Origin of the sequence: Pseudomonas sp. Irchel s3f19 (assembly GCF_900187555.1) — a bacterium.
In the GTDB taxonomy this organism is placed as follows: Bacteria; Pseudomonadota; Gammaproteobacteria; order Pseudomonadales; family Pseudomonadaceae; genus Aquipseudomonas; species Aquipseudomonas capeferrum.
This window is the reverse complement of the sequence record NZ_FYDW01000002.1, coordinates 28,833-48,360: the sequence shown is the minus strand read 5'-3', so window position 1 is coordinate 48,360 and position 19,528 is coordinate 28,833. Positions and strand designations below refer to the sequence as shown.

Here is a 19,528-nt window from a genome sequence, read left to right as displayed (position 1 = left end):
TTATGCGACGTATTGCGGTAATGGGCGCGGCAGGGCGGATGGGCAAGACCCTGGTCGAAGCTGTGCAGCACCAAGCGCCTCAGGCGGGTTTGACGGCGGCGATCGATCGCCCTGACAGCAGCCTGGTAGGGGCTGATGCAGGGGAGTTGGCGGCCTTGGGTCGTATTGGCGTGCCGATCTCCGACGACTTGATCAAGGTTGTGGACGAGTTCGACGTGCTGATCGACTTCACGCACCCTTCAGTGACCCTGAAGAACCTCGCGTTCTGCCGCAAGGCGGGCAAGGCCATGGTCATTGGCACTACTGGCTTTACGCCGGAAGAGAAAGCGTTGCTGGTCGAAGCGGGCAAGGATATCCCGATCGTCTTTGCCGCCAACTTCAGCGTTGGCGTCAACCTGTGCCTGAAGCTGCTGGACACCGCAGCGCGCGTACTGGGCGACGAGGTCGACATCGAGATCCTCGAGGCGCACCACCGGCACAAGGTCGATGCGCCGTCGGGTACTGCGCTGCGCATGGGTGAAGTGGTGGCTCAGGCGTTGGGGCGTGACCTGAAGGAAGTGGCCGTGTATGGCCGCGAAGGCCAGACCGGTGCGCGTGATCGCCAGACCATCGGCTTCGCTACCGTGCGTGCCGGTGACGTGGTGGGTGACCACACCGTGCTGTTCGCCGCCGAAGGCGAGCGGGTGGAGATCACCCACAAGGCCTCGAGCCGCATGACCTTCGCCAAGGGTGCAGTGCGTGCCGCGCTGTGGCTGGATGGGCGTGAGCCGGGGCTGTACGACATGCAGGACGTGCTGGGGCTGCACTGATCTGTGTGGGAACGGCCTGGTGTCGTGAAAGGGTCGCAGAGCGGGCCCGGGGGTGTAGCGGCGCCGCTGGAATCCCGGGACTGCTGCGCAGTCCTTTCGCGACGCAAGGCCGCTCCTACAGGTCCCCAATGCCAGCGAGGTCAGCCTGTCGCAATCATGTGTTTTAGAGACACATATACGGTAGACCGAAAACGCACTTTTCTGTAAGCTACAGCTTTAGTGTGTCCACTAAAAGCGCGCAGCGAATTGAATTCAGCACATGAAAGCGGGGTGACGTGTCCATACGTCACTCCGCTTTTTTGCAACCTGCGATCGCCCTTTCATGCTTGATTTACGGGAGGTCTTCTTGACAAAGCCAGCCATACTCGCCCTTGCCGACGGCAGTATTTTTCGCGGTGAAGCCATCGGTGCCGACGGTCAGACCGTTGGTGAGGTGGTGTTCAACACCGCTATGACCGGCTACCAGGAAATCCTTACAGACCCTTCCTACGCCCAGCAAATCGTTACCCTGACCTATCCGCACATCGGCAACACCGGTACCACCCCGGAAGACGCCGAGTCGAACCGTGTCTGGTCTGCCGGCCTGGTCATCCGTGACCTGCCGCTGCTGGCCAGCAACTGGCGTAACACCCAGTCGCTGCCTGACTACCTCAAGGCCAACAACGTCGTCGCCATCGCCGGCATCGACACCCGTCGCCTGACCCGTATCCTGCGTGAAAAGGGCGCTCAGAACGGCTGCATCCTCGCCGGTGACAACATCAGCGAAGAAGCCGCCATCGCCGCTGCCCGCGCCTTCCCGGGCCTCAAGGGCATGGACCTGGCCAAGGTCGTTTCCACCAAAGAGCGTTACGAGTGGCGCTCCAGCGTGTGGGAGCTGAAAACCGACAGCCACCCGACCCTGGAAGCTTCCGAGCTGCCTTACCACGTGGTCGCCTTCGACTACGGCGTTAAGCTGAACATCCTGCGCATGCTGGTTGCTCGTGGCTGCCGCGTGACCGTGGTGCCTGCCCAGACCCCGGCCAGCGAAGTGCTCGCACTCAACCCTGATGGCGTGTTCCTGTCCAACGGCCCTGGTGATCCGGAGCCTTGCGACTACGCCATCCAGGCCATCAAGGAAGTCCTTGAAACCGAGATCCCGGTATTCGGTATCTGCCTTGGCCACCAGCTGCTGGCCCTGGCCTCCGGCGCCAAGACCGTCAAGATGGGCCACGGCCACCACGGTGCCAACCACCCGGTCCAGGACCTGGACACCGGCGTGGTCATGATCACCAGCCAGAACCACGGTTTCGCCGTTGACGAAGCCACGCTGCCGGGCAACGTCCGCGCCATCCACAAGTCGCTGTTCGACGGTACCCTGCAGGGCATCGAGCGCACCGACAAGAGCGCGTTCAGCTTCCAGGGCCACCCTGAAGCGAGCCCAGGCCCGACTGACGTCGCGCCACTGTTCGATCGTTTCATTGATGCCATGGCCAAGCGCCGCTGAGCATCCTGCATCAAGGCCCCGGGCCGGCTCGCGCCGCGCCCGGAAGCGCCTGACCCAGATTGTTCAAGACGGCTTGCCGACTGACCCGCGGATTTGAGTGACAACCATGCCAAAACGTACAGACATCAAAAGCATCCTGATTCTCGGCGCTGGCCCGATCGTGATCGGCCAGGCCTGTGAATTCGACTACTCCGGCGCCCAGGCTTGCAAAGCCCTGCGCGAGGAAGGCTATCGCGTCATCCTGGTGAACTCCAACCCGGCCACCATCATGACCGACCCGGCCATGGCCGACGCCACCTACATCGAGCCGATCAAATGGCAGTCGGTGGCCAAGATCATCGAGCAGGAGCGCCCTGACGCCGTCCTGCCGACCATGGGCGGCCAAACCGCACTGAACTGCGCCCTGGACCTGGAGCGCCACGGCGTTCTGGAAAAGTTCGGCGTAGAGATGATCGGCGCCAACGCCGACACCATCGACAAGGCAGAAGACCGTTCGCGCTTCGACAAGGCGATGAAAGACATCGGCCTGGAATGCCCGCGCTCCGGTATCGCCCACAGCATGGAGGAGGCCAATGCGGTCCTCGAGAAGCTCGGCTTCCCATGCATCATCCGTCCGTCCTTCACCATGGGCGGCACCGGTGGTGGTATCGCCTACAACCGTGAAGAGTTCGAAGAAATCTGCGCCCGTGGTCTGGACCTGTCGCCGACCAAAGAGCTGCTGATCGACGAATCGCTGATCGGCTGGAAGGAATACGAGATGGAGGTGGTCCGCGACAAGAAGGACAACTGCATCATCGTCTGCTCGATCGAGAACTTCGACCCGATGGGCGTGCACACCGGCGACTCGATCACCGTTGCCCCAGCACAGACCCTGACCGACAAGGAATACCAGATCATGCGCAACGCCTCGCTGGCGGTGCTGCGTGAAATCGGTGTCGAAACCGGCGGTTCCAACGTGCAGTTCGGTATCTGCCCAGACACCGGCCGCATGGTCGTGATCGAGATGAACCCGCGTGTATCGCGTTCGTCGGCCCTGGCTTCCAAGGCCACCGGCTTCCCGATCGCCAAGATCGCCGCCAAGCTGGCTGTCGGCTACACCCTCGATGAGCTGCAGAACGACATCACCGGCGGCCGTACCCCGGCGTCGTTCGAACCGTCGATCGACTACGTCGTCACCAAGCTGCCACGTTTCGCCTTCGAGAAATTCCCGAAAGCCGACGCCCGCCTGACCACCCAGATGAAATCCGTGGGTGAAGTCATGGCCATCGGCCGTACCTTCCAGGAATCCCTGCAGAAAGCCCTGCGCGGCCTGGAAGTCGGTGTTTGCGGTCTGGACCCGAAAGTTGACCTGGCCAGCGCCGAAGCGGCCAGCATCCTCAAGCGCGAGCTGACCGTGCCGGGCGCCGAGCGTATCTGGTATGTGGCCGACGCCATGCGTTCGGGCATGACCTGCGAAGAGATCTTCGCCTTGACCGGCATCGACATGTGGTTCCTGGTTCAGATGGAAGACCTGATCAAGGAAGAAGAGAAGGTCAAGACCCTGGCCCTGTCGGCCATCGATAAAGGCATGATGCTGCGCCTCAAGCGCAAAGGCTTCTCGGACCAGCGCCTGGCTGTGCTGCTCGGCATTACCGACAAGAACCTGCGTCGTCACCGCCACAAGCTGGAAGTGTTCCCGGTCTACAAGCGCGTCGACACCTGCGCTGCCGAGTTCGCCACCGACACCGCCTACCTGTATTCGACCTACGAGGAAGAGTGCGAGGCCAACCCGTCGACCCGCGACAAGATCATGATCCTGGGTGGCGGCCCTAACCGTATCGGCCAAGGCATCGAGTTCGACTACTGCTGCGTGCACGCGGCCCTGGCGCTGCGTGAAGACGGTTACGAGACCATCATGGTCAACTGCAACCCGGAAACCGTCTCCACCGACTACGACACCTCCGACCGTCTGTACTTCGAGCCGCTGACCCTGGAAGACGTGCTGGAAGTCTGCCGTGTCGAGAAGCCGAAGGGCGTGATCGTTCACTACGGCGGCCAGACCCCGCTGAAACTGGCACGCGCCCTCGAAGAAGCCGGCGTACCGATCATCGGTACCAGCCCGGACGCCATCGACCGCGCCGAAGACCGCGAGCGCTTCCAGCAGATGGTTCAGCGCCTGAACCTGCTGCAGCCGCCAAACGCGACCGTGCGCAGCGAAGACGAGGCCATCCGTGCCGCTGGCGGTATCGGTTACCCACTGGTGGTGCGCCCGTCGTACGTACTGGGTGGCCGCGCCATGGAGATCGTCTACGAGCTGGACGAGCTCAAGCGCTACCTGCGTGAAGCCGTACAGGTGTCCAACGACAGCCCGGTGCTGCTCGACCACTTCCTCAACTGCGCCATCGAGATGGACGTGGATGCGGTCTGCGACGGCACCGACGTGGTGATCGGCGCGATCATGCAGCACATCGAGCAGGCCGGCGTTCACTCCGGTGACTCGGCGTGCTCGCTGCCACCGTACTCGCTGCCGGCTCACGTGCAGGACGAAGTCCGCGAACAGGTCAAGAAAATGGCCCTGGAGCTGGGTGTTGTCGGCCTGATGAACGTTCAGCTGGCCCTGCAGGGCGACAAGATCTACGTGATCGAAGTCAACCCGCGCGCTTCGCGTACCGTGCCGTTCGTCTCCAAGTGCATCGGCACCTCGCTGGCCATGATTGCCGCCCGCGTGATGGCGGGTAAAACCCTGAAAGAGATCGGTTTCACCAAAGAAATCATCCCGAACTTCTACAGCGTCAAGGAAGCCGTCTTCCCGTTCGCCAAGTTCCCAGGGGTTGACCCGATCCTCGGCCCTGAGATGAAATCGACCGGTGAAGTCATGGGCGTCGGTGACAGCTTCGGTGAAGCGTTCGCCAAGGCTCAGATGGGTGCCAGCGAAGTGCTGCCAACCGGCGGTACCGCGTTCATCAGCGTGCGTGACGACGACAAGCCACAAGTGGCTGGCGTTGCCCGCGACCTGATCGCCCTGGGCTTCGAAGTGGTTGCCACTGCCGGCACCGCCAAGGTTATCGAGGCGGCAGGCCTGAAAGTGCGCCGTGTGAACAAAGTGACCGAAGGTCGCCCGCACGTGGTCGACATGATCAAGAACGACGAAGTGTCGCTGATCATCAACACCACCGAAGGCCGTCAGTCGATCGCTGATTCCTACTCGATTCGTCGCAATGCGCTGCAGCACAAGATTTACTGCACCACCACCATTGCGGCCGGTGAAGCCATCTGCGAAGCGCTGAAGTTTGGTCCCGAGAAGACCGTTCGTCGCTTGCAGGATCTGCATGCAGGACTCAAAGCATGAGCATTACCAAATACCCGATGACCGTCCAGGGCGCTCGCGCCCTGGAAGAGGAGCACCTGTTCCTGAGCAAGACCGAGCGCCCGCGCCTGAGCCAGGCGATCGGTGAAGCACGCGAGCTGGGTGACCTCAAGGAAAACGCCGAATACCATGCCGCCCGTGAAGAGCAGGGCATGGTCGAGGCGCGTATCCGCGATATCGAAGGCCGCCTGCAGAACTCGGTGGTGATCGATGTGACTTCTATCCCGCACACCGGCAAGGTCATTTTCGGCACTACCGTCGAGCTGGCCAATACCGAAACCGACGAGCGCGTGAAGTACCAGATCGTGGGTGAAGACGAAGCCAACATCAAGCTGGGCAAGCTGTCGGCAGGCGCGCCGATTGCCCGTGCCATCATCGGCAAGGAAGAAGGTGATATCGTCGTCATCAAGACGCCAAGTGGCACGGTCGAGTACGAGATTGTCGAAGTCCAGCACATCTGACCGGCGCCTGCGGGCGCCATCCCTTGAAGGGATCCTCTGGCAGCTGGCCCAGGTTTTCTGGGTCGGCGGCTTGTGGGTGTTTCATGTGGGGCTGGTGCCCGCGCTCAAGGTCAGTGGCCTGGCGCCCCTGCTGGTGCAGGATGTTGCCGGGCAGATCGACCGCTGGTTGATTGGCGTGGCCTTGCTTGGCTTGTTGACCCAGCTGGCGGTATTGGCGAGGGTGGATGGCCTGGCGGCCTGGTGGCGACAGTTCCGTGGCCAGATGCTGTTGCTCGGCTTTGGTGCCTGCGTGGGGTATTACACCTTGCGCTACGGTATATCCGTGGGCGAGCGCTGGCAGATGTTCTGTTTTCTGGTGCTGGGTTTTTCCGGCATCGTGCTGGTGGCCCAGCCAGTACCGGTCAGGGCGCGCAAGGCGCGCCACTGATCGGAGCCGCTATTACTTGAAGCGGTGGACGTTCGACAGCTGCTTGTTCGGCTGTGGGTTCTTGCGGTAGATCAGCGCTTTCTTGCCGATGGTCTGCACCAGTTCAGCACGGCCGACCTTGCACAACTCGGCAATGGCGGCAGCGCGTTCTTCGCGATCTTCGGAGCGAATCTCGACCTTGATCAGTTCATGATCGGCGAGTGCGCGTTCCAGTTCGGCAGCAACGCCTTCGTTAACACCGTTGCCAGCAACGATCAGGACCGGCTTCAGGTCATGACCAATGGACTTGTATTGCTTCTTCTGCTCGTTATTGAGCGGCATAATCTGACCCTTTCCGTCTGATTCTGTAAAATTGACAGGCATTTTACCCGAGGGCCCCCGGCTCCGCCCAGTCAATCACGACGCATATCATCGAGGTGCCCCGTGGTACAACGTTCCAAAAGCAGCGCTAACTGGCTGCGTGAGCATTTTAACGACCCTTTCGTCAAACAAGCGCAGAAGGATGGCTACCGTTCGCGTGCAAGCTACAAACTGCTTGAGATCCAGGAAAAGGACCGGTTGATCCGCCCGGGCATGAGTGTGATCGACCTCGGCGCAGCCCCAGGAGGCTGGTCGCAGGTGACCAGTCGTCTGATTGGTGGCCAGGGCCGTCTGATTGCCTCCGATATCCTGGAAATGGACTCGATCCCGGACGTGACCTTCATTCAGGGTGACTTCACCCACGATGAAGTGCTGCAGCAGATTCTGGAAGCGGTCGGCGATTCGCATGTAGACCTTGTGATTTCCGACATGGCCCCCAATATGAGTGGTACGCCTGAAGTGGACATGCCGCGCGCCATGTTCCTTTGTGAGTTGGCGCTTGACCTGGCAACCCGCGTGCTGAAGCCTGGTGGTGACTTCCTGATCAAGATTTTCCAGGGCGAAGGCTTCGACATGTACTTGAAGGACGTTCGCACCAAGTTCGACAAGGTGCAGATGCGCAAGCCGTCGTCTTCGCGGGATCGCTCGCGTGAGCAGTACCTGCTGGGTAAAGGTTTCAAAGGCGTGTGAAAGGCGTGCTACGGGGTGGCTGATAGTTAATTCCAATCGGCAAGCCCGTCAGGATCGTCCGAACTTCGTGTAGTCTAGGTTTCACAAAGGGTTACAGACGGTGCCTGCGGATGCGTAGGTAATGTAGTAAGTTAGGGCGATGAATATCATGCGAGGCACGGCTGCGTCGTGCGCCGGCCTCAGAGGGTAGCGAATTGAACGACATGGCAAAGAATCTGATCCTGTGGTTGATCATCGCAGCTGTCCTGGTGACAGTGATGAACAACTTCTCAAGCCCTAACGAGCCGCAGACCCTCAACTACTCCGACTTCATCCAACAGGTCAAAGACGGGAAAGTCGAGCGTGTGACCGTCGACGGCTACATCATTACCGGCAAGCGCGCTGACGGCGACAGCTTCAAGACCGTGCGCCCGGCCATTACCGACAATGGCCTGATCGGCGACCTGGTCGACAACCACGTGGTCGTCGAAGGCAAGCAGCCCGAGCAGCAGAGCATCTGGACTCAGTTGCTGGTAGCCAGCTTCCCGATCCTGGTGATCATCGCGGTATTCATGTTCTTCATGCGCCAGATGCAAGGCGGCGCAGGCGGCAAGGGCGGGCCGATGAGTTTCGGCAAGAGCAAGGCGCGCCTGCTGTCCGAAGACCAGGTCAAGACCACCCTGGCAGACGTCGCGGGTTGCGACGAAGCCAAGGAAGAAGTCGGCGAGCTGGTCGAATTCCTGCGTGACCCGGGCAAGTTCCAGCGCCTCGGCGGCCGTATTCCTCGCGGCGTGTTGATGGTCGGCCCACCGGGTACCGGTAAGACCCTGCTGGCCAAGGCCATTGCCGGTGAGGCGAAAGTGCCGTTCTTCACCATTTCCGGTTCGGACTTCGTTGAAATGTTCGTCGGTGTCGGTGCCAGCCGTGTGCGCGACATGTTCGAGCAGGCCAAGAAGCACGCCCCGTGCATCATCTTCATCGACGAAATCGACGCCGTGGGTCGCCACCGTGGCGCCGGTATGGGCGGTGGTCATGATGAGCGCGAACAAACCCTCAACCAGCTGCTGGTAGAGATGGACGGCTTCGAGATGAACGATGGCATCATCGTCATCGCCGCGACCAACCGTCCGGACGTCCTCGACCCGGCACTGCTGCGTCCTGGTCGTTTCGACCGCCAGGTGGTGGTTGGCCTGCCGGACATCCGCGGCCGTGAGCAGATCCTCAAGGTGCACATGCGCAAGGTGCCGATCGGCGAGAACGTCAACCCGGCGGTCATTGCCCGTGGTACCCCAGGCTTCTCCGGTGCCGACCTGGCCAACCTGGTCAACGAAGCATCGTTGTTCGCTGCTCGCTCCAACAAGCGCCTGGTCGAAATGAAAGAGTTCGAGCTGGCCAAAGACAAGATCATGATGGGCGCCGAGCGCAAGACCATGGTCATGTCCGAGAAAGAAAAACAGAACACCGCCTACCACGAAGCCGGTCACGCCATCGTCGGTCGTCTGGTGCCTGAGCATGACCCGGTCTACAAGGTTTCGATCATCCCGCGTGGTCGTGCCCTGGGTGTGACCATGTTCCTGCCTGAAGAAGACCGTTACAGCCTGTCCAAGCGTGCGCTGATCAGCCAGATCTGCTCGCTGTACGGCGGCCGTATCGCCGAAGAAATGACCCTGGGCTTCGACGGCGTCACCACCGGTGCCTCCAACGACATCATGCGTGCCAGCCAGATTGCCCGGAACATGGTCACCAAGTGGGGCCTTTCCGAGAAGCTCGGCCCGTTGATGTATGCCGAAGAAGAGGGCGAGGTGTTCCTCGGCCGTAGCGCTGGCAGCCAGCACGCCAGCGTGTCGGGTGAAACCGCCAAGCTGATCGACTCGGAAGTGCGCAGCATCATCGACCAGTGCTACGCCACGGCCAAGCAGCTGCTCACCGACAACCGTGACAAGCTCGATGCCATGGCTGAAGCGCTGATGAAGTACGAGACCATCGATGCCGACCAGATCGACGACATCATGAATGGTCGTGCCCCGCGCGAACCTCGCGATTGGGATGGTGACTCGGCTTCGGGTACCCCGGCAGCCCAGGGTGATCGCCCGGAATCGCCGATTGGCGGCCCAGCGGCTCAACACTAAGGGCATCTATGAGCTCAGTGCAGTACCCGACCCGGTTGCCTTGCGGCAACCGGGTTCTTGATTTGTCGCGTACCCATGTCATGGGTATCCTCAATATCACCCCCGACTCCTTCTCCGACGGCGGGCGCTTCAGCCAGCGCGACGCTGCGCTGCGGCATGCCGAAGCGATGGTCGCCGCAGGCGCCACGCTGATCGACATCGGTGGCGAGTCGACGCGCCCTGGGGCGCGTGCCGTGTCCGTGACCGAAGAAATCGAGCGCGTGGCGCCGATGGTCGAGGCGATCAATAGCCGCCTGGATGTGGTCATTTCGGTTGATACCTCCACGCCAGCGGTCATCCGCGAGTCTGCGCGGCTGGGGGCTGGGCTGATCAACGACGTACGCGCGCTGGAGCGCGATGGTGCCCTGGACGCGGCGGCCGATACCGGCCTGCCGGTGTGCCTGATGCACATGCGCGGTGAGCCGGGCAATATGCAGGACGACCCGCATTACGATGATGTGACAGCGGACGTTACGCGATATCTTGAACAACGGATGGCCGCTTGCGCTGCGGCGGGCATCGATGCAAACAGAATCATTCTTGACCCAGGCTTCGGTTTCGCCAAGACACTGGCGCACAACCTGAGCCTGTTCAAGCACATGGAAGCGCTCTATCGCCTTGGGCGCCCACTGCTGGTGGGTGTTTCACGAAAGAGCATGATCGGCCTGACGCTGGATCGTCCGGTCGGCGAGCGTTTGTACGGCAGCCTGGCGCTGGCAGCGTTGGCCATGACCAAGGGGGCGAGCATCCTTCGCGTCCATGATGTGGCCGAAACTGTCGATGTGGTACGCATGATCGCTGCGGTTCAACACGCCGAATAAGAACATTGGAGTCGCTATGAGCAGAAAATACTTTGGTACCGACGGCATTCGTGGCCGCGTCGGCGAATTCCCGATCACGCCGGACTTCATGCTGAAGCTCGGCTGGGCGGCTGGCATGGCTTTCCGCAAGCAGGGCCATTGCCGTGTGCTGGTGGGCAAGGACACGCGTATTTCCGGTTACATGTTCGAATCTGCGCTCGAGGCCGGGCTTTCTGCGGCCGGTGCCGATGTGATGCTGCTCGGGCCGATGCCGACCCCGGCCATCGCCTACCTCACGCGTACCTTCCACGCTGAAGCCGGTATTGTCATCAGCGCGTCGCATAACCCGCACGACGACAACGGCATCAAGTTCTTCTCTGGCCAGGGCACCAAGCTGCCTGACGAAGTCGAGTTGATGATCGAAGAGTTGCTCGATCAGCCGATGACGGTGGTCGAGTCGGGCAAGCTGGGCAAGGTCTCGCGCATCAACGATGCGGCTGGCCGCTACATCGAGTTCTGTAAGAGCAGTGTGCCTTCGAGCACCAGCTTCGACGGCCTCAAGCTGGTGGTCGATTGCGCCCATGGCGCCACGTACAAGGTCGCGCCAAGCGTGTTCCGCGAACTGGGTGCCGACGTGACCATTCTGAATGCTCAGCCTGATGGCCTGAACATCAACGAAGGCTGTGGCTCTACCCATATCGAGTCGCTGCAGGCCGCCGTGCTGGTGGGCCATGCCGACCTCGGTATCGCCTTCGATGGCGACGGTGACCGGGTGCTGATGGTCGATCACACGGGTGCCATCGTCGACGGCGACGAATTGCTGTTCATCATCGCCCGTGACCTGCATGACCGCGGCAAGCTGCAAGGCGGGGTAGTGGGCACGCTGATGAGCAACCTGGGCCTTGAACTTGCGCTCAAGGAGCTGGATATCCCGTTCGTGCGGGCCAAGGTCGGCGACCGTTACGTGATGGCCGAACTGCTCGAGCGCGAGTGGTTGGTCGGGGGTGAAAACTCCGGGCATGTCGTGTGCTGCAACCACACCACCACCGGTGATGCGATCATCGCCGCGCTGCAGGTGCTGATGGCGCTCAAGCGTCGCGGCGAGACACTGGCCCAGGCCCGTCAGGCCCTGCGCAAGTGCCCTCAGGTACTGATCAACGTGCGCTATGGGGCAAGCAAGGTCGACCCTCTGGAGCACCCTGCGGTGCAGGAAGCCAGTGCCAAGGTCACCGAGGCGATGGCCGGTCGCGGTCGCGTGCTGCTGCGCAAGTCCGGTACCGAGCCGTTGGTGCGGGTCATGGTCGAAGGCGACGACGAAAGTCAGGTTCGCGGCCATGCCGAAGCCCTGGCGAAACTGGTCAGCGAAGTTTGTGTCTGAAGGCGCTTGCCAGCGCAGATCTGGTTGGGTAAGATCTGCGCCCACTTTGACCGACGAGGTAAAGCATGCGTCGCCCTATGGTAGCTGGTAACTGGAAGATGCACGGTACCCGCGCCAGCGTCGCTGAGCTGACCGAGGGCTTGAGCAATCTTGCCCTGCCGAGCGGAGTGGAAGTCGCGGTATTTCCACCGGCCTTGTTCATCAATCAAGTGATCGATGGCCTGGCAGGTAAAGAAATAACTGTCGGCGCACAGAATTCTGCTGTACAACCCGAACAGGGTGCGCTGACCGGGGAAGTTTGCCCGGAACAGCTGGCTGAAGTGGGCTGCAAGTTGGTGTTGGTTGGGCATTCGGAGCGTCGCCAGGTCATCGGCGAGAGTGATGAAGTGCTGAACCGCAAGTTTGCAGCCGCACAGGCCAAAGGTTTGAAGCCCGTGCTGTGTATTGGGGAAACCCTTGAAGAGCGCGAGGCGGGCAAGACACTCGAAGTTGTCGGGCGTCAACTAAGCAGTATCATCGAAGCGTTCGGTGTTAAGGCTTTTGCCAATGCAGTAATTGCTTATGAGCCTGTATGGGCCATCGGCACTGGCCTTACGGCCACGCCACAACAGGCTCAGGATGTGCATGCTGCCATCCGCGGTCAGTTGGCGGCAGAAGATGCTGAAGTGGCTGCGAAGGTGCAGCTGCTCTACGGCGGCAGCGTGAAGGCGGCCAATGCGGCCGAACTGTTCGGCATGCCGGATATCGATGGGGGGCTCATTGGTGGAGCGTCCCTGAACGCAGACGAATTCGGTGCAATTTGTCGCGCCGCAGGAAACTGAACAAATGCTGGAAACAGTCATCGTTGTTTTTCATCTGTTGGCAGCGCTGTCGCTAGTAGTGCTGGTTCTGTTGCAACAGGGTAAGGGTGCGGAAGCAGGTGCATCTTTCGGCGCAGGTGCCTCAAATACTGTGTTCGGAAGCCAAGGCTCTGCAACCTTCCTAAGTAAATTCACTGCAATACTCGCTGCCACTTTCTTTTTGACAGCACTTGGGTTAGGATACTTCGCCAAGGAACAAGCTCACAAGCTGACCCAGGCGGGCCTTCCAGATCCAGCAGTGTTGGAAGTGAAAGAGCAAAAGCCGGCAGTGAATGATGATGTACCGGTGCTCCAACAGCAGAAGAGCGAAGCCACTCCGAGTACGGGTGATGTACCTCCTCCGGCAGAAGAGCAGAAGTAACGGGTTTCAAAAGTAGTATTGCCGAGGTGGTGGAATTGGTAGACACGCAACCTTGAGGTGGTTGTGCCCATAGGGTGTAGGGGTTCGAGTCCCCTTCTCGGTACCAATTGAAGCAAGAGAGCCCGCTTTATGCGGGCTTTCTTGTAGGTGGAGGTCGGATTGACCCCGTACGGGGTTCGGTCTTATACTTTCGCCCCAGCTTTGTCGCGGGGTGGAGCAGCTTGGTAGCTCGTCGGGCTCATAACCCGAATGTCGTTGGTTCAAATCCAGCCCCCGCAACCAGCTTTAGCGGAGCCCCTTTTCAGGGGCTTTTTGCTAGCCGAACAGTTTTCGGCGTCGTTGTCCAACGGCGCTTTCAGGGATGGGCGCTTCGCCCATTTTTTATTTGCACAGCATGCACGAGGGGGTTCAGGTGTCGAGCAAGCTAGAACAGTTGCAGGCCTTGTTGGCCCCGGTGGTCACGGGGCTGGGCTTCGAATGCTGGGGGATCGAATTCGTCTCCCAGGGCAAGCATTCGGTACTACGTGTCTACATCGATAAGGAAGGCGGCATTCTGGTGGACGACTGCGCTGAAGTCAGCCGTCAGGTCAGCAGCGTCCTCGATGTGGAAGATCCGATCAGCTCTGAATATACCCTAGAGGTTTCTTCTCCTGGCATGGAACGCCCGCTGTTCACGCTTGAACAGTTTGCCTCGCATGCCGGCGAACAAGTGAAGATCAAGCTGCGCTCACCCTTCGAGGGTCGTCGTAACTTCCAGGGCCTTCTCCGCGGTGTGGAGGAGCAGGATGTGGTGGTCCAGGTGGACGACCAGGAGTTCCTGTTGCCGATCGACTCGATCGACAAGGCCAATATTATTCCCAGTTTTGACTGAGACGTGCCGGGCCCGGCGGACTATCCGGGCCCAATGGCTTGCGCAAGGCGAGGCGTACGATGAGCAAAGAAGTACTGCTGGTTGTTGAATCGGTATCCAACGAAAAAGGTGTACCGCCCGGCGTCATTTTCGAAGCGCTGGAAGTGGCCCTGGCCACTGCAACCAAAAAACGTTTTGAGGACGAAGTCGACCTGCGTGTGGAAATCAACCGCCACACCGGTAGCTACGAGACCTTCCGTCGCTGGACCGTGGTCGATGAAGCCGATCTTGATGATCCGGCAATCGAGACCTGGTTGAGCAAGATCCACGAGACCCACCCTGAAGCCAAGGTCGGTGACGTGATCGAGGAGAAGATCGAGTCTATCGAGTTCGGTCGTATCGCCGCCCAGACCGCCAAGCAGGTCATCGTGCAGAAGGTCCGTGAGGCCGAGCGCGCCCAGGTGGTCGATGCCTACCGCGAACGCGTAGGCGAGATCATCTCCGGTACCGTCAAGAAGGTTACCCGCGACAACGTCATCGTTGACCTGGGCAACAACGCCGAGGCCTTGCTGGCTCGCGAAGACATCATTCCCCGCGAGACTTTCCGGGTTGGCGTGCGCCTGCGTGCGCTGCTCAAGGAAATCCGCACTGAAAACCGTGGCCCCCAGCTGATCCTGTCGCGCACTGCGCCACAGATGCTGATCGAGCTTTTCCGCATTGAAGTGCCGGAAATTGCCGAGGGCCTCATTGAAGTCATGGCTGCCTCCCGTGATCCGGGTTCGCGAGCCAAGATCGCCGTCCGCTCCAAGGACAAGCGCATCGACCCGCAAGGTGCCTGTATCGGCATGCGCGGTTCGCGCGTCCAAGCCGTATCCGGAGAGTTGGGTGGTGAGCGTGTGGATATCGTCCTGTGGGACGATAACCCGGCGCAGTTCGTCATCAACGCCATGTCGCCGGCTGAAGTCGCGGCGATTATCGTTGACGAGGATGCCCATGCCATGGACATCGCCGTCGCCGAAGACAACCTTGCCCAGGCCATTGGCCGTGGCGGTCAGAACGTTCGTTTGGCCAGTCAGTTGACCGGCTGGACCTTGAACGTGATGACCGAAAAGGACATCCAGGCCAAGCAGCAAGCAGAAACCGGTGACATCCTGCGCAATTTCATCGATGAACTGGAAGTCGACGAGGAGCTGGCCCAAGTGCTGGTCGACGAAGGCTTTACCAGCCTCGAAGAAATTGCCTACGTACCGTTGGAAGAAATGCTCAACATCGATGGCTTTGACGAAGATATCGTCAATGAGCTCCGCGCTCGAGCCAAGGACCGTTTGTTGACCAAGGCCATCGCTACCGAAGAAAAACTGGCAGACGCCCATCCGGCCGAAGACCTGCTCTCCCTTGAGGGCATGGACAAGGACCTGGCGGCGGAACTGGCGGTGCGCGGCGTGGTTAACCGCGAAGACCTGGCCGAGCAGTCGATCGACGATCTGCTCGACATCGACGGCATCGACGAAGAGCGTGCCGGCAAGTTGATCATGGCCGCCCGAGCCCACTGGTTCGAGTAATTAGGCGCGGCCTGAGGAGAGAAGTGCATGACGCAAGTCACGGTGAAAGAACTGGCCCAAGAGGTCGAGGCACCGGTAGAGCGCCTGCTGCAGCAGATGCGTGAGGCAGGTCTGCCGCACACCGACGCCGGTCAGGTAGTGACCGACAATGAGAAGCAGACTCTGCTGACTCATTTGAAAAGCAGCCACAAGAGCAAGGCGGAAGAGCCGCGCAAGATTACCTTGCAGCGCAAAACCACCAGCACCCTGCGTGTCGCCGGTAGCAAAAGTATCAGCGTAGAAGTACGCAAGAAGAAAGTATTCGTGCAGCGCAGCCCGGAAGAAATCCAGGCTGAGCAGAAACGCGAGCAGGATGAGCGCCGTGCGGCGGAAAACGCTGCGCGCGACAAGGTTGACGCCGACGTTCGCCAGCGCAACGAAGATCAGGCCCGCCGTCAGGCTGCTGATGCCGCCCCTGCGGCCCCAGCTGCCAAGCCGGCTGCCGCTGCCGCCGCACCTGCGCCGGCACCGGTAGTCGCTGACGCGCCTGCCTCGGAAGATGCCGCTGCGCGTGCTGCCGAGCGCAAGAAGGACGAGACCCGTCGCAACGAAAGCCGCACTCGTGATGACGACCGTCGTCGTGGCGAGGCGCCTCGCGTGTCGATCAAGGTCAAGGTCAAGGAGAAGGAAAAAGCACCGACTCCACGCGCTGCTCCGCGTACCACCGAAGAAGAGAGCGATGGCGCTCGTCGTGGTCGTGGCGGCAAGGGCAAGCTGAAGAAGCGTAACCAGCACGGCTTCCAGAGCCCGACCGGCCCCGTCATCCGTGACGTGACCATCGGTGAGACCATCACGGTCTCGGAACTGGCCAACCAGATGTCCGTCAAGGGCGCTGAAGTGGTCAAGTTCATGTTCAAGATGGGCACCCCGGTTACCATCAACCAGGTGCTCGACCAGGAAACCGCTCAGCTGATCGCAGAAGAGCTGGGCCACAAGGTCACCCTGGTCAGCGATACTGCCTTGGAAGACTCCCTGGCCGAATCGCTGAAGTTCGAAGGCAAAACCGAATCGCGCGCCCCGGTCGTTACCGTCATGGGCCACGTTGACCACGGTAAGACCTCGCTGCTCGACTACATCCGTCGTGCCAAGGTTGCTGCTGGCGAAGCCGGCGGTATCACCCAGCACATCGGCGCCTACCACGTGGAAACCGACCGCGGCATGGTCACCTTCCTCGATACCCCGGGCCACGCTGCGTTCACTCAGATGCGTGCTCGTGGTGCCAAGGCGACCGACATCGTCATCCTGGTGGTGGCGGCGGACGACGGCGTGATGCCGCAAACCCGTGAAGCCGTTCAGCATGCCAAGGCAGCTGGCGTCCCACTGGTTGTTGCAGTGAACAAGATCGACAAGCCTGGTGCCGACCTCGATCGCATCCGCAACGAGCTGTCCGTCGAAGGCGTGACCTCCGAGGAATGGGGTGGTGACACGCCTTTCGTCAAGGTTTCGGCGAAGATGGGTACTGGTGTGGACGAGCTGCTCGAAGCCGTTCTGCTGCAGGCCGAGATCCTCGAACTGAGCGCTACCCCGACCGCACCTGGTCGTGGTGTCGTCGTCGAATCGCGCCTGGACAAGGGCCGTGGCCCAGTGGCGACCATCCTGGTTCAGGACGGTACCCTGCGTCAGGGCGACATGGTCCTGTGCGGCTCCAACTATGGCCGCGTACGTGCCATGCTCGACGAGAACGGCAAGCCTGTGAAGGAAGCTGGCCCGTCGATCCCGGTCGAGATCCTTGGCCTGGACGGTACCCCGGAAGCCGGTGACGAGCTGTCGGTGGTTGCTGACGAGAAGAAAGCCCGCGAAGTTGCCCTGTTCCGTCAAGGCAAGTACCGCGAGGTCAAGCTGGCCCGTGCTCACGCTGGCAAGCTGGAAAACATCTTCGAGACCATGGGTCAGGAAGAGAAGAAAACCCTCAACATCGTCCTCAAGACCGATGTACGTGGTTCCCTGGAAGCGTTGAACGGCTCGCTCGGCGGCCTGGGCAACGAGGAAGTACAGGTTCGCGTGATTGGCGGCGGTGTGGGTGGTATCACCGAGAGCGACGCCAACCTGGCGCTGGCGTCCAACGCGGTGCTGTTCGGCTTCAACGTGCGTGCCGATGCCGGTGCGCGCAAGATCGTCGAGCAGGAAGGTCTGGATATGCGTTACTACAACGTGATCTACGACATCATCGAAGACGTCAAGAAGGCCCTGACCGGCATGCTCGGCAGCGATGTTCGCGAGAACATCCTGGGTGTCGCCGAAGTGCGTGACGTGTTCCGTTCGCCGAAGTTCGGCGCCATCGCTGGCTGTATGGTCATCGAAGGTACCGTGTACCGCAACCGTCCGATCCGCGTACTGCGCGAGGACGTTGTGATCTTCGAAGGCGAGCTGGAATCGCTGCGTCGCTTCAAGGACGACGCTGCCGAAGTACGTTCGGGCATGGAGTGCGGTATTGGCGTCAAGAGCTACAACGACGTCAAGGTCGGCGACAAGATCGAAGTCTTCGAGAAAGTCCAGGTGGCTCGTACCCTCTAAGGGTGAGCTTGCCGCAAGCCCCCGCTACAGGGCGGTTGGCGGCGCCTTTACAGGTAGCGCCCGGTCAGGCATCAGCTTGACCGGGCGTTTGCCGCTTTAAGTTACAGGTAGCAAGAATGGCCAAAGAATATAGCCGTACCCAACGTATCGGTGATCAGATGCAGCGCGAGCTGGCTGAGCTGATCCGCCGCGAAGTCAAGGATCCACGTGTCGGCCTGGTGACCATCACCGCCGTGGATGTCAGCCGCGACCTGGGCCATGCCAAGGTGTTCATCACCGTCATGGGCGAGGAAACGCCAGATGCCGTGAAGCAGTCGCTCAAGGCACTGAACAGCGCCGCCAGCTTCCTGCGCCTGCACCTGGGGCGTTCGATGCAACTGCGCAGCGTGCCCCAGCTGCATTTCCACTTCGATGAAAGCGTCAGCCGCGGTGTACACCTGTCGGCGCTGATCGAGCGTGCAGTGGCTGAAGACCGCCTGCACAAGGCTACCGACGAGCTGGACACCAAGGAGTAAGCGGTGGCCCAGGTCAAACGTATCCGCCGCAACGTCAGCGGCATCATCCTGCTGGACAAGCCACTGGGCTTCACCTCCAACGCGGCACTGCAGAAAGTGCGCTGGTTGCTCAACGCGGAGAAGGCCGGCCACACTGGCAGCCTCGACCCGCTGGCAACCGGCGTGCTGCCACTGTGCTTCGGCGAAGCGACCAAGTTTTCGCAGTACCTGCTCGATTCCGACAAGGGCTACGAAACCGTCATGCAGATGGGGCAGACTACCAATACTGCCGATGCTGAAGGCGAGGTCCTGCAGACCCGTGAAGTGACCGTTGGTCGTGCCGACATCGAGGCGCTGCTGCCCCGTTTTCGTGGCCCGATCAGCCAGATACCGCCGATGTACTCGGCGCTCAAGCGTGACGGCCAGCCACTGTACAAACTGGCTCGTGCTGGAGAGGTAGTGGAGCGCGAGGCGCGTTCTGTTACTATTAACCGCTTGGAGTTGCTCGAGTGCGAAGGCACCCGTGCACGGTTGACGGTAGGATGCAGCAAAGGCACCTATATCCGCACCCTGGTGGAGGATATCGGCGAAGCACTTGGCTGTGGCGCTTATGTCGCCGAGCTGCGCAGGACCCAGGCCGGGCCCTTCGAGCTGGCACAGACGGTGACCCTCGAGGAACTCGAACAGGCCCATGCCGAAGGTGGCAACGAAGCGCTCGATCGCTTCCTGATGCCTTCCGATAGCGGGCTGCAGGACTGGCCAATGGTGAGTTTGTCCGAGCACAGTGCGTTCTACTGGCTGCATGGCCAGGCAGTACGTGCGCCGGATGCACCGCAGTTTGGCATGGTCCGCGTACAGGATCACAATGCGCGCTTCATCGGTATCGGTGAAGTGAGCGAAGACGGGCGCATTGCGCCACGTCGGCTGATTCGGTCGGAATGACCGAA

At 60.8% G+C, this 19,528-nt stretch carries 17 protein-coding genes and 2 tRNA genes; 18 read left to right on the top strand and 1 reads right to left on the bottom strand.

Annotated elements, in window-relative coordinates; all coding sequences use genetic code 11:
• Positions 1 to 2: 2 nt before the first annotated feature.
• The 5 genes from dapB to CKW22_RS04125 all read left to right on the top strand — a co-directional run bounded on the left by dapB (position 3) and on the right by CKW22_RS04125 (position 6,526).
• Positions 3 to 809: a 4-hydroxy-tetrahydrodipicolinate reductase gene (gene dapB / locus CKW22_RS04145; protein ID WP_095063791.1), complete on the top strand. Its 807-nt coding sequence runs from the start codon at positions 3 to 5 to the stop codon at positions 807 to 809.
• Between the two features lie 346 nt (positions 810 to 1,155).
• Positions 1,156 to 2,292 (top strand): glutamine-hydrolyzing carbamoyl-phosphate synthase small subunit, encoded by a 1,137-nt coding sequence (gene carA / locus CKW22_RS04140; protein ID WP_033701601.1) that lies wholly within the window; start codon positions 1,156 to 1,158, stop codon positions 2,290 to 2,292.
• A gap of 106 nt (positions 2,293 to 2,398) precedes the next feature.
• A complete protein-coding gene (gene carB, locus CKW22_RS04135; RefSeq protein WP_033701599.1) occupies positions 2,399 to 5,620 on the top strand; it encodes a carbamoyl-phosphate synthase large subunit in 3,222 nt (1,073 codons plus the stop codon).
• Positions 5,617 to 6,099: a transcription elongation factor GreA gene (gene greA / locus CKW22_RS04130; RefSeq protein ID WP_077068663.1), complete on the top strand. Its 483-nt coding sequence runs from the start codon at positions 5,617 to 5,619 to the stop codon at positions 6,097 to 6,099. The genes carB and greA overlap by 4 nt, the downstream gene beginning before the upstream one ends.
• The gene (locus CKW22_RS04125) at positions 6,077 to 6,526 is read left to right on the top strand and encodes an MFS transporter (protein ID WP_095063790.1); all 450 of its coding nucleotides are present in this window, start codon (positions 6,077 to 6,079) and stop codon (positions 6,524 to 6,526) included. Before greA ends, CKW22_RS04125 begins: the two co-directional genes overlap by 23 nt.
• A 12-nt stretch (positions 6,527 to 6,538) precedes the next feature.
• Here CKW22_RS04125 and CKW22_RS04120 read toward each other — a convergent pair whose 3' ends face one another.
• Positions 6,539 to 6,847: a YhbY family RNA-binding protein gene (locus CKW22_RS04120; RefSeq protein ID WP_033701598.1), complete on the bottom strand. Its 309-nt coding sequence runs from the start codon at positions 6,845 to 6,847 to the stop codon at positions 6,539 to 6,541.
• 102 nt (positions 6,848 to 6,949) lie between these two features.
• Between CKW22_RS04120 and rlmE the strand changes: the two genes are divergently transcribed.
• The 13 genes from rlmE to truB all read left to right on the top strand — a co-directional run bounded on the left by rlmE (position 6,950) and on the right by truB (position 19,523).
• On the top strand, positions 6,950 to 7,576 hold the full coding sequence (rlmE, locus tag CKW22_RS04115) for a 23S rRNA (uridine(2552)-2'-O)-methyltransferase RlmE (protein ID WP_033701595.1): 627 nt from the start codon (positions 6,950 to 6,952) through the stop codon (positions 7,574 to 7,576).
• Positions 7,577 to 7,779: 203 nt separating this feature from the next.
• Positions 7,780 to 9,684, top strand: a complete 1,905-nt coding sequence (gene ftsH, locus CKW22_RS04110) for an ATP-dependent zinc metalloprotease FtsH (RefSeq protein ID WP_033701593.1) — start codon at positions 7,780 to 7,782, stop codon at positions 9,682 to 9,684.
• Between the two features lie 8 nt (positions 9,685 to 9,692).
• On the top strand, positions 9,693 to 10,544 hold the full coding sequence (gene folP, locus CKW22_RS04105) for a dihydropteroate synthase (RefSeq protein WP_033701592.1): 852 nt from the start codon (positions 9,693 to 9,695) through the stop codon (positions 10,542 to 10,544).
• A gap of 16 nt (positions 10,545 to 10,560) precedes the next feature.
• Complete coding sequence (gene glmM, locus CKW22_RS04100) at positions 10,561 to 11,901, top strand: phosphoglucosamine mutase (RefSeq protein WP_033701591.1); 1,341 nt, start codon at positions 10,561 to 10,563, stop codon at positions 11,899 to 11,901.
• A gap of 65 nt (positions 11,902 to 11,966) precedes the next feature.
• Positions 11,967 to 12,722 (top strand): triose-phosphate isomerase, encoded by a 756-nt coding sequence (tpiA, locus tag CKW22_RS04095; RefSeq protein WP_033701590.1) that lies wholly within the window; start codon positions 11,967 to 11,969, stop codon positions 12,720 to 12,722.
• 4 nt (positions 12,723 to 12,726) lie between these two features.
• Positions 12,727 to 13,122 carry a preprotein translocase subunit SecG gene (secG, locus tag CKW22_RS04090; protein WP_047583813.1) on the top strand — a complete coding sequence of 132 codons (396 nt, stop codon included), beginning with the start codon at positions 12,727 to 12,729 and terminating at the stop codon, positions 13,120 to 13,122.
• 20 nt (positions 13,123 to 13,142) lie between these two features.
• A tRNA-Leu gene (locus CKW22_RS04085) sits at positions 13,143 to 13,228 on the top strand.
• Between the two features lie 99 nt (positions 13,229 to 13,327).
• Positions 13,328 to 13,404, top strand: a tRNA-Met gene (locus tag CKW22_RS04080).
• A 130-nt stretch (positions 13,405 to 13,534) separates the two neighbouring features.
• On the top strand, positions 13,535 to 13,993 hold the full coding sequence (gene rimP / locus CKW22_RS04075) for a ribosome maturation factor RimP (RefSeq protein ID WP_033702568.1): 459 nt from the start codon (positions 13,535 to 13,537) through the stop codon (positions 13,991 to 13,993).
• 59 nt (positions 13,994 to 14,052) lie between these two features.
• Positions 14,053 to 15,534: a transcription termination factor NusA gene (gene nusA / locus CKW22_RS04070; RefSeq protein ID WP_027595024.1), complete on the top strand. Its 1,482-nt coding sequence runs from the start codon at positions 14,053 to 14,055 to the stop codon at positions 15,532 to 15,534.
• A gap of 27 nt (positions 15,535 to 15,561) precedes the next feature.
• A complete protein-coding gene (infB, locus tag CKW22_RS04065) occupies positions 15,562 to 18,087 on the top strand; it encodes a translation initiation factor IF-2 (protein WP_033701587.1) in 2,526 nt (841 codons plus the stop codon).
• Positions 18,088 to 18,203: 116 nt separating this feature from the next.
• A complete protein-coding gene (gene rbfA / locus CKW22_RS04060) occupies positions 18,204 to 18,602 on the top strand; it encodes a 30S ribosome-binding factor RbfA (protein ID WP_033701584.1) in 399 nt (132 codons plus the stop codon).
• Positions 18,603 to 18,605: 3 nt separating this feature from the next.
• Positions 18,606 to 19,523, top strand: coding sequence for a tRNA pseudouridine(55) synthase TruB (gene truB / locus CKW22_RS04055; RefSeq protein WP_033701583.1), 918 nt, complete (start codon positions 18,606 to 18,608; stop codon positions 19,521 to 19,523).
• Positions 19,524 to 19,528: the final 5 nt, after the last annotated feature.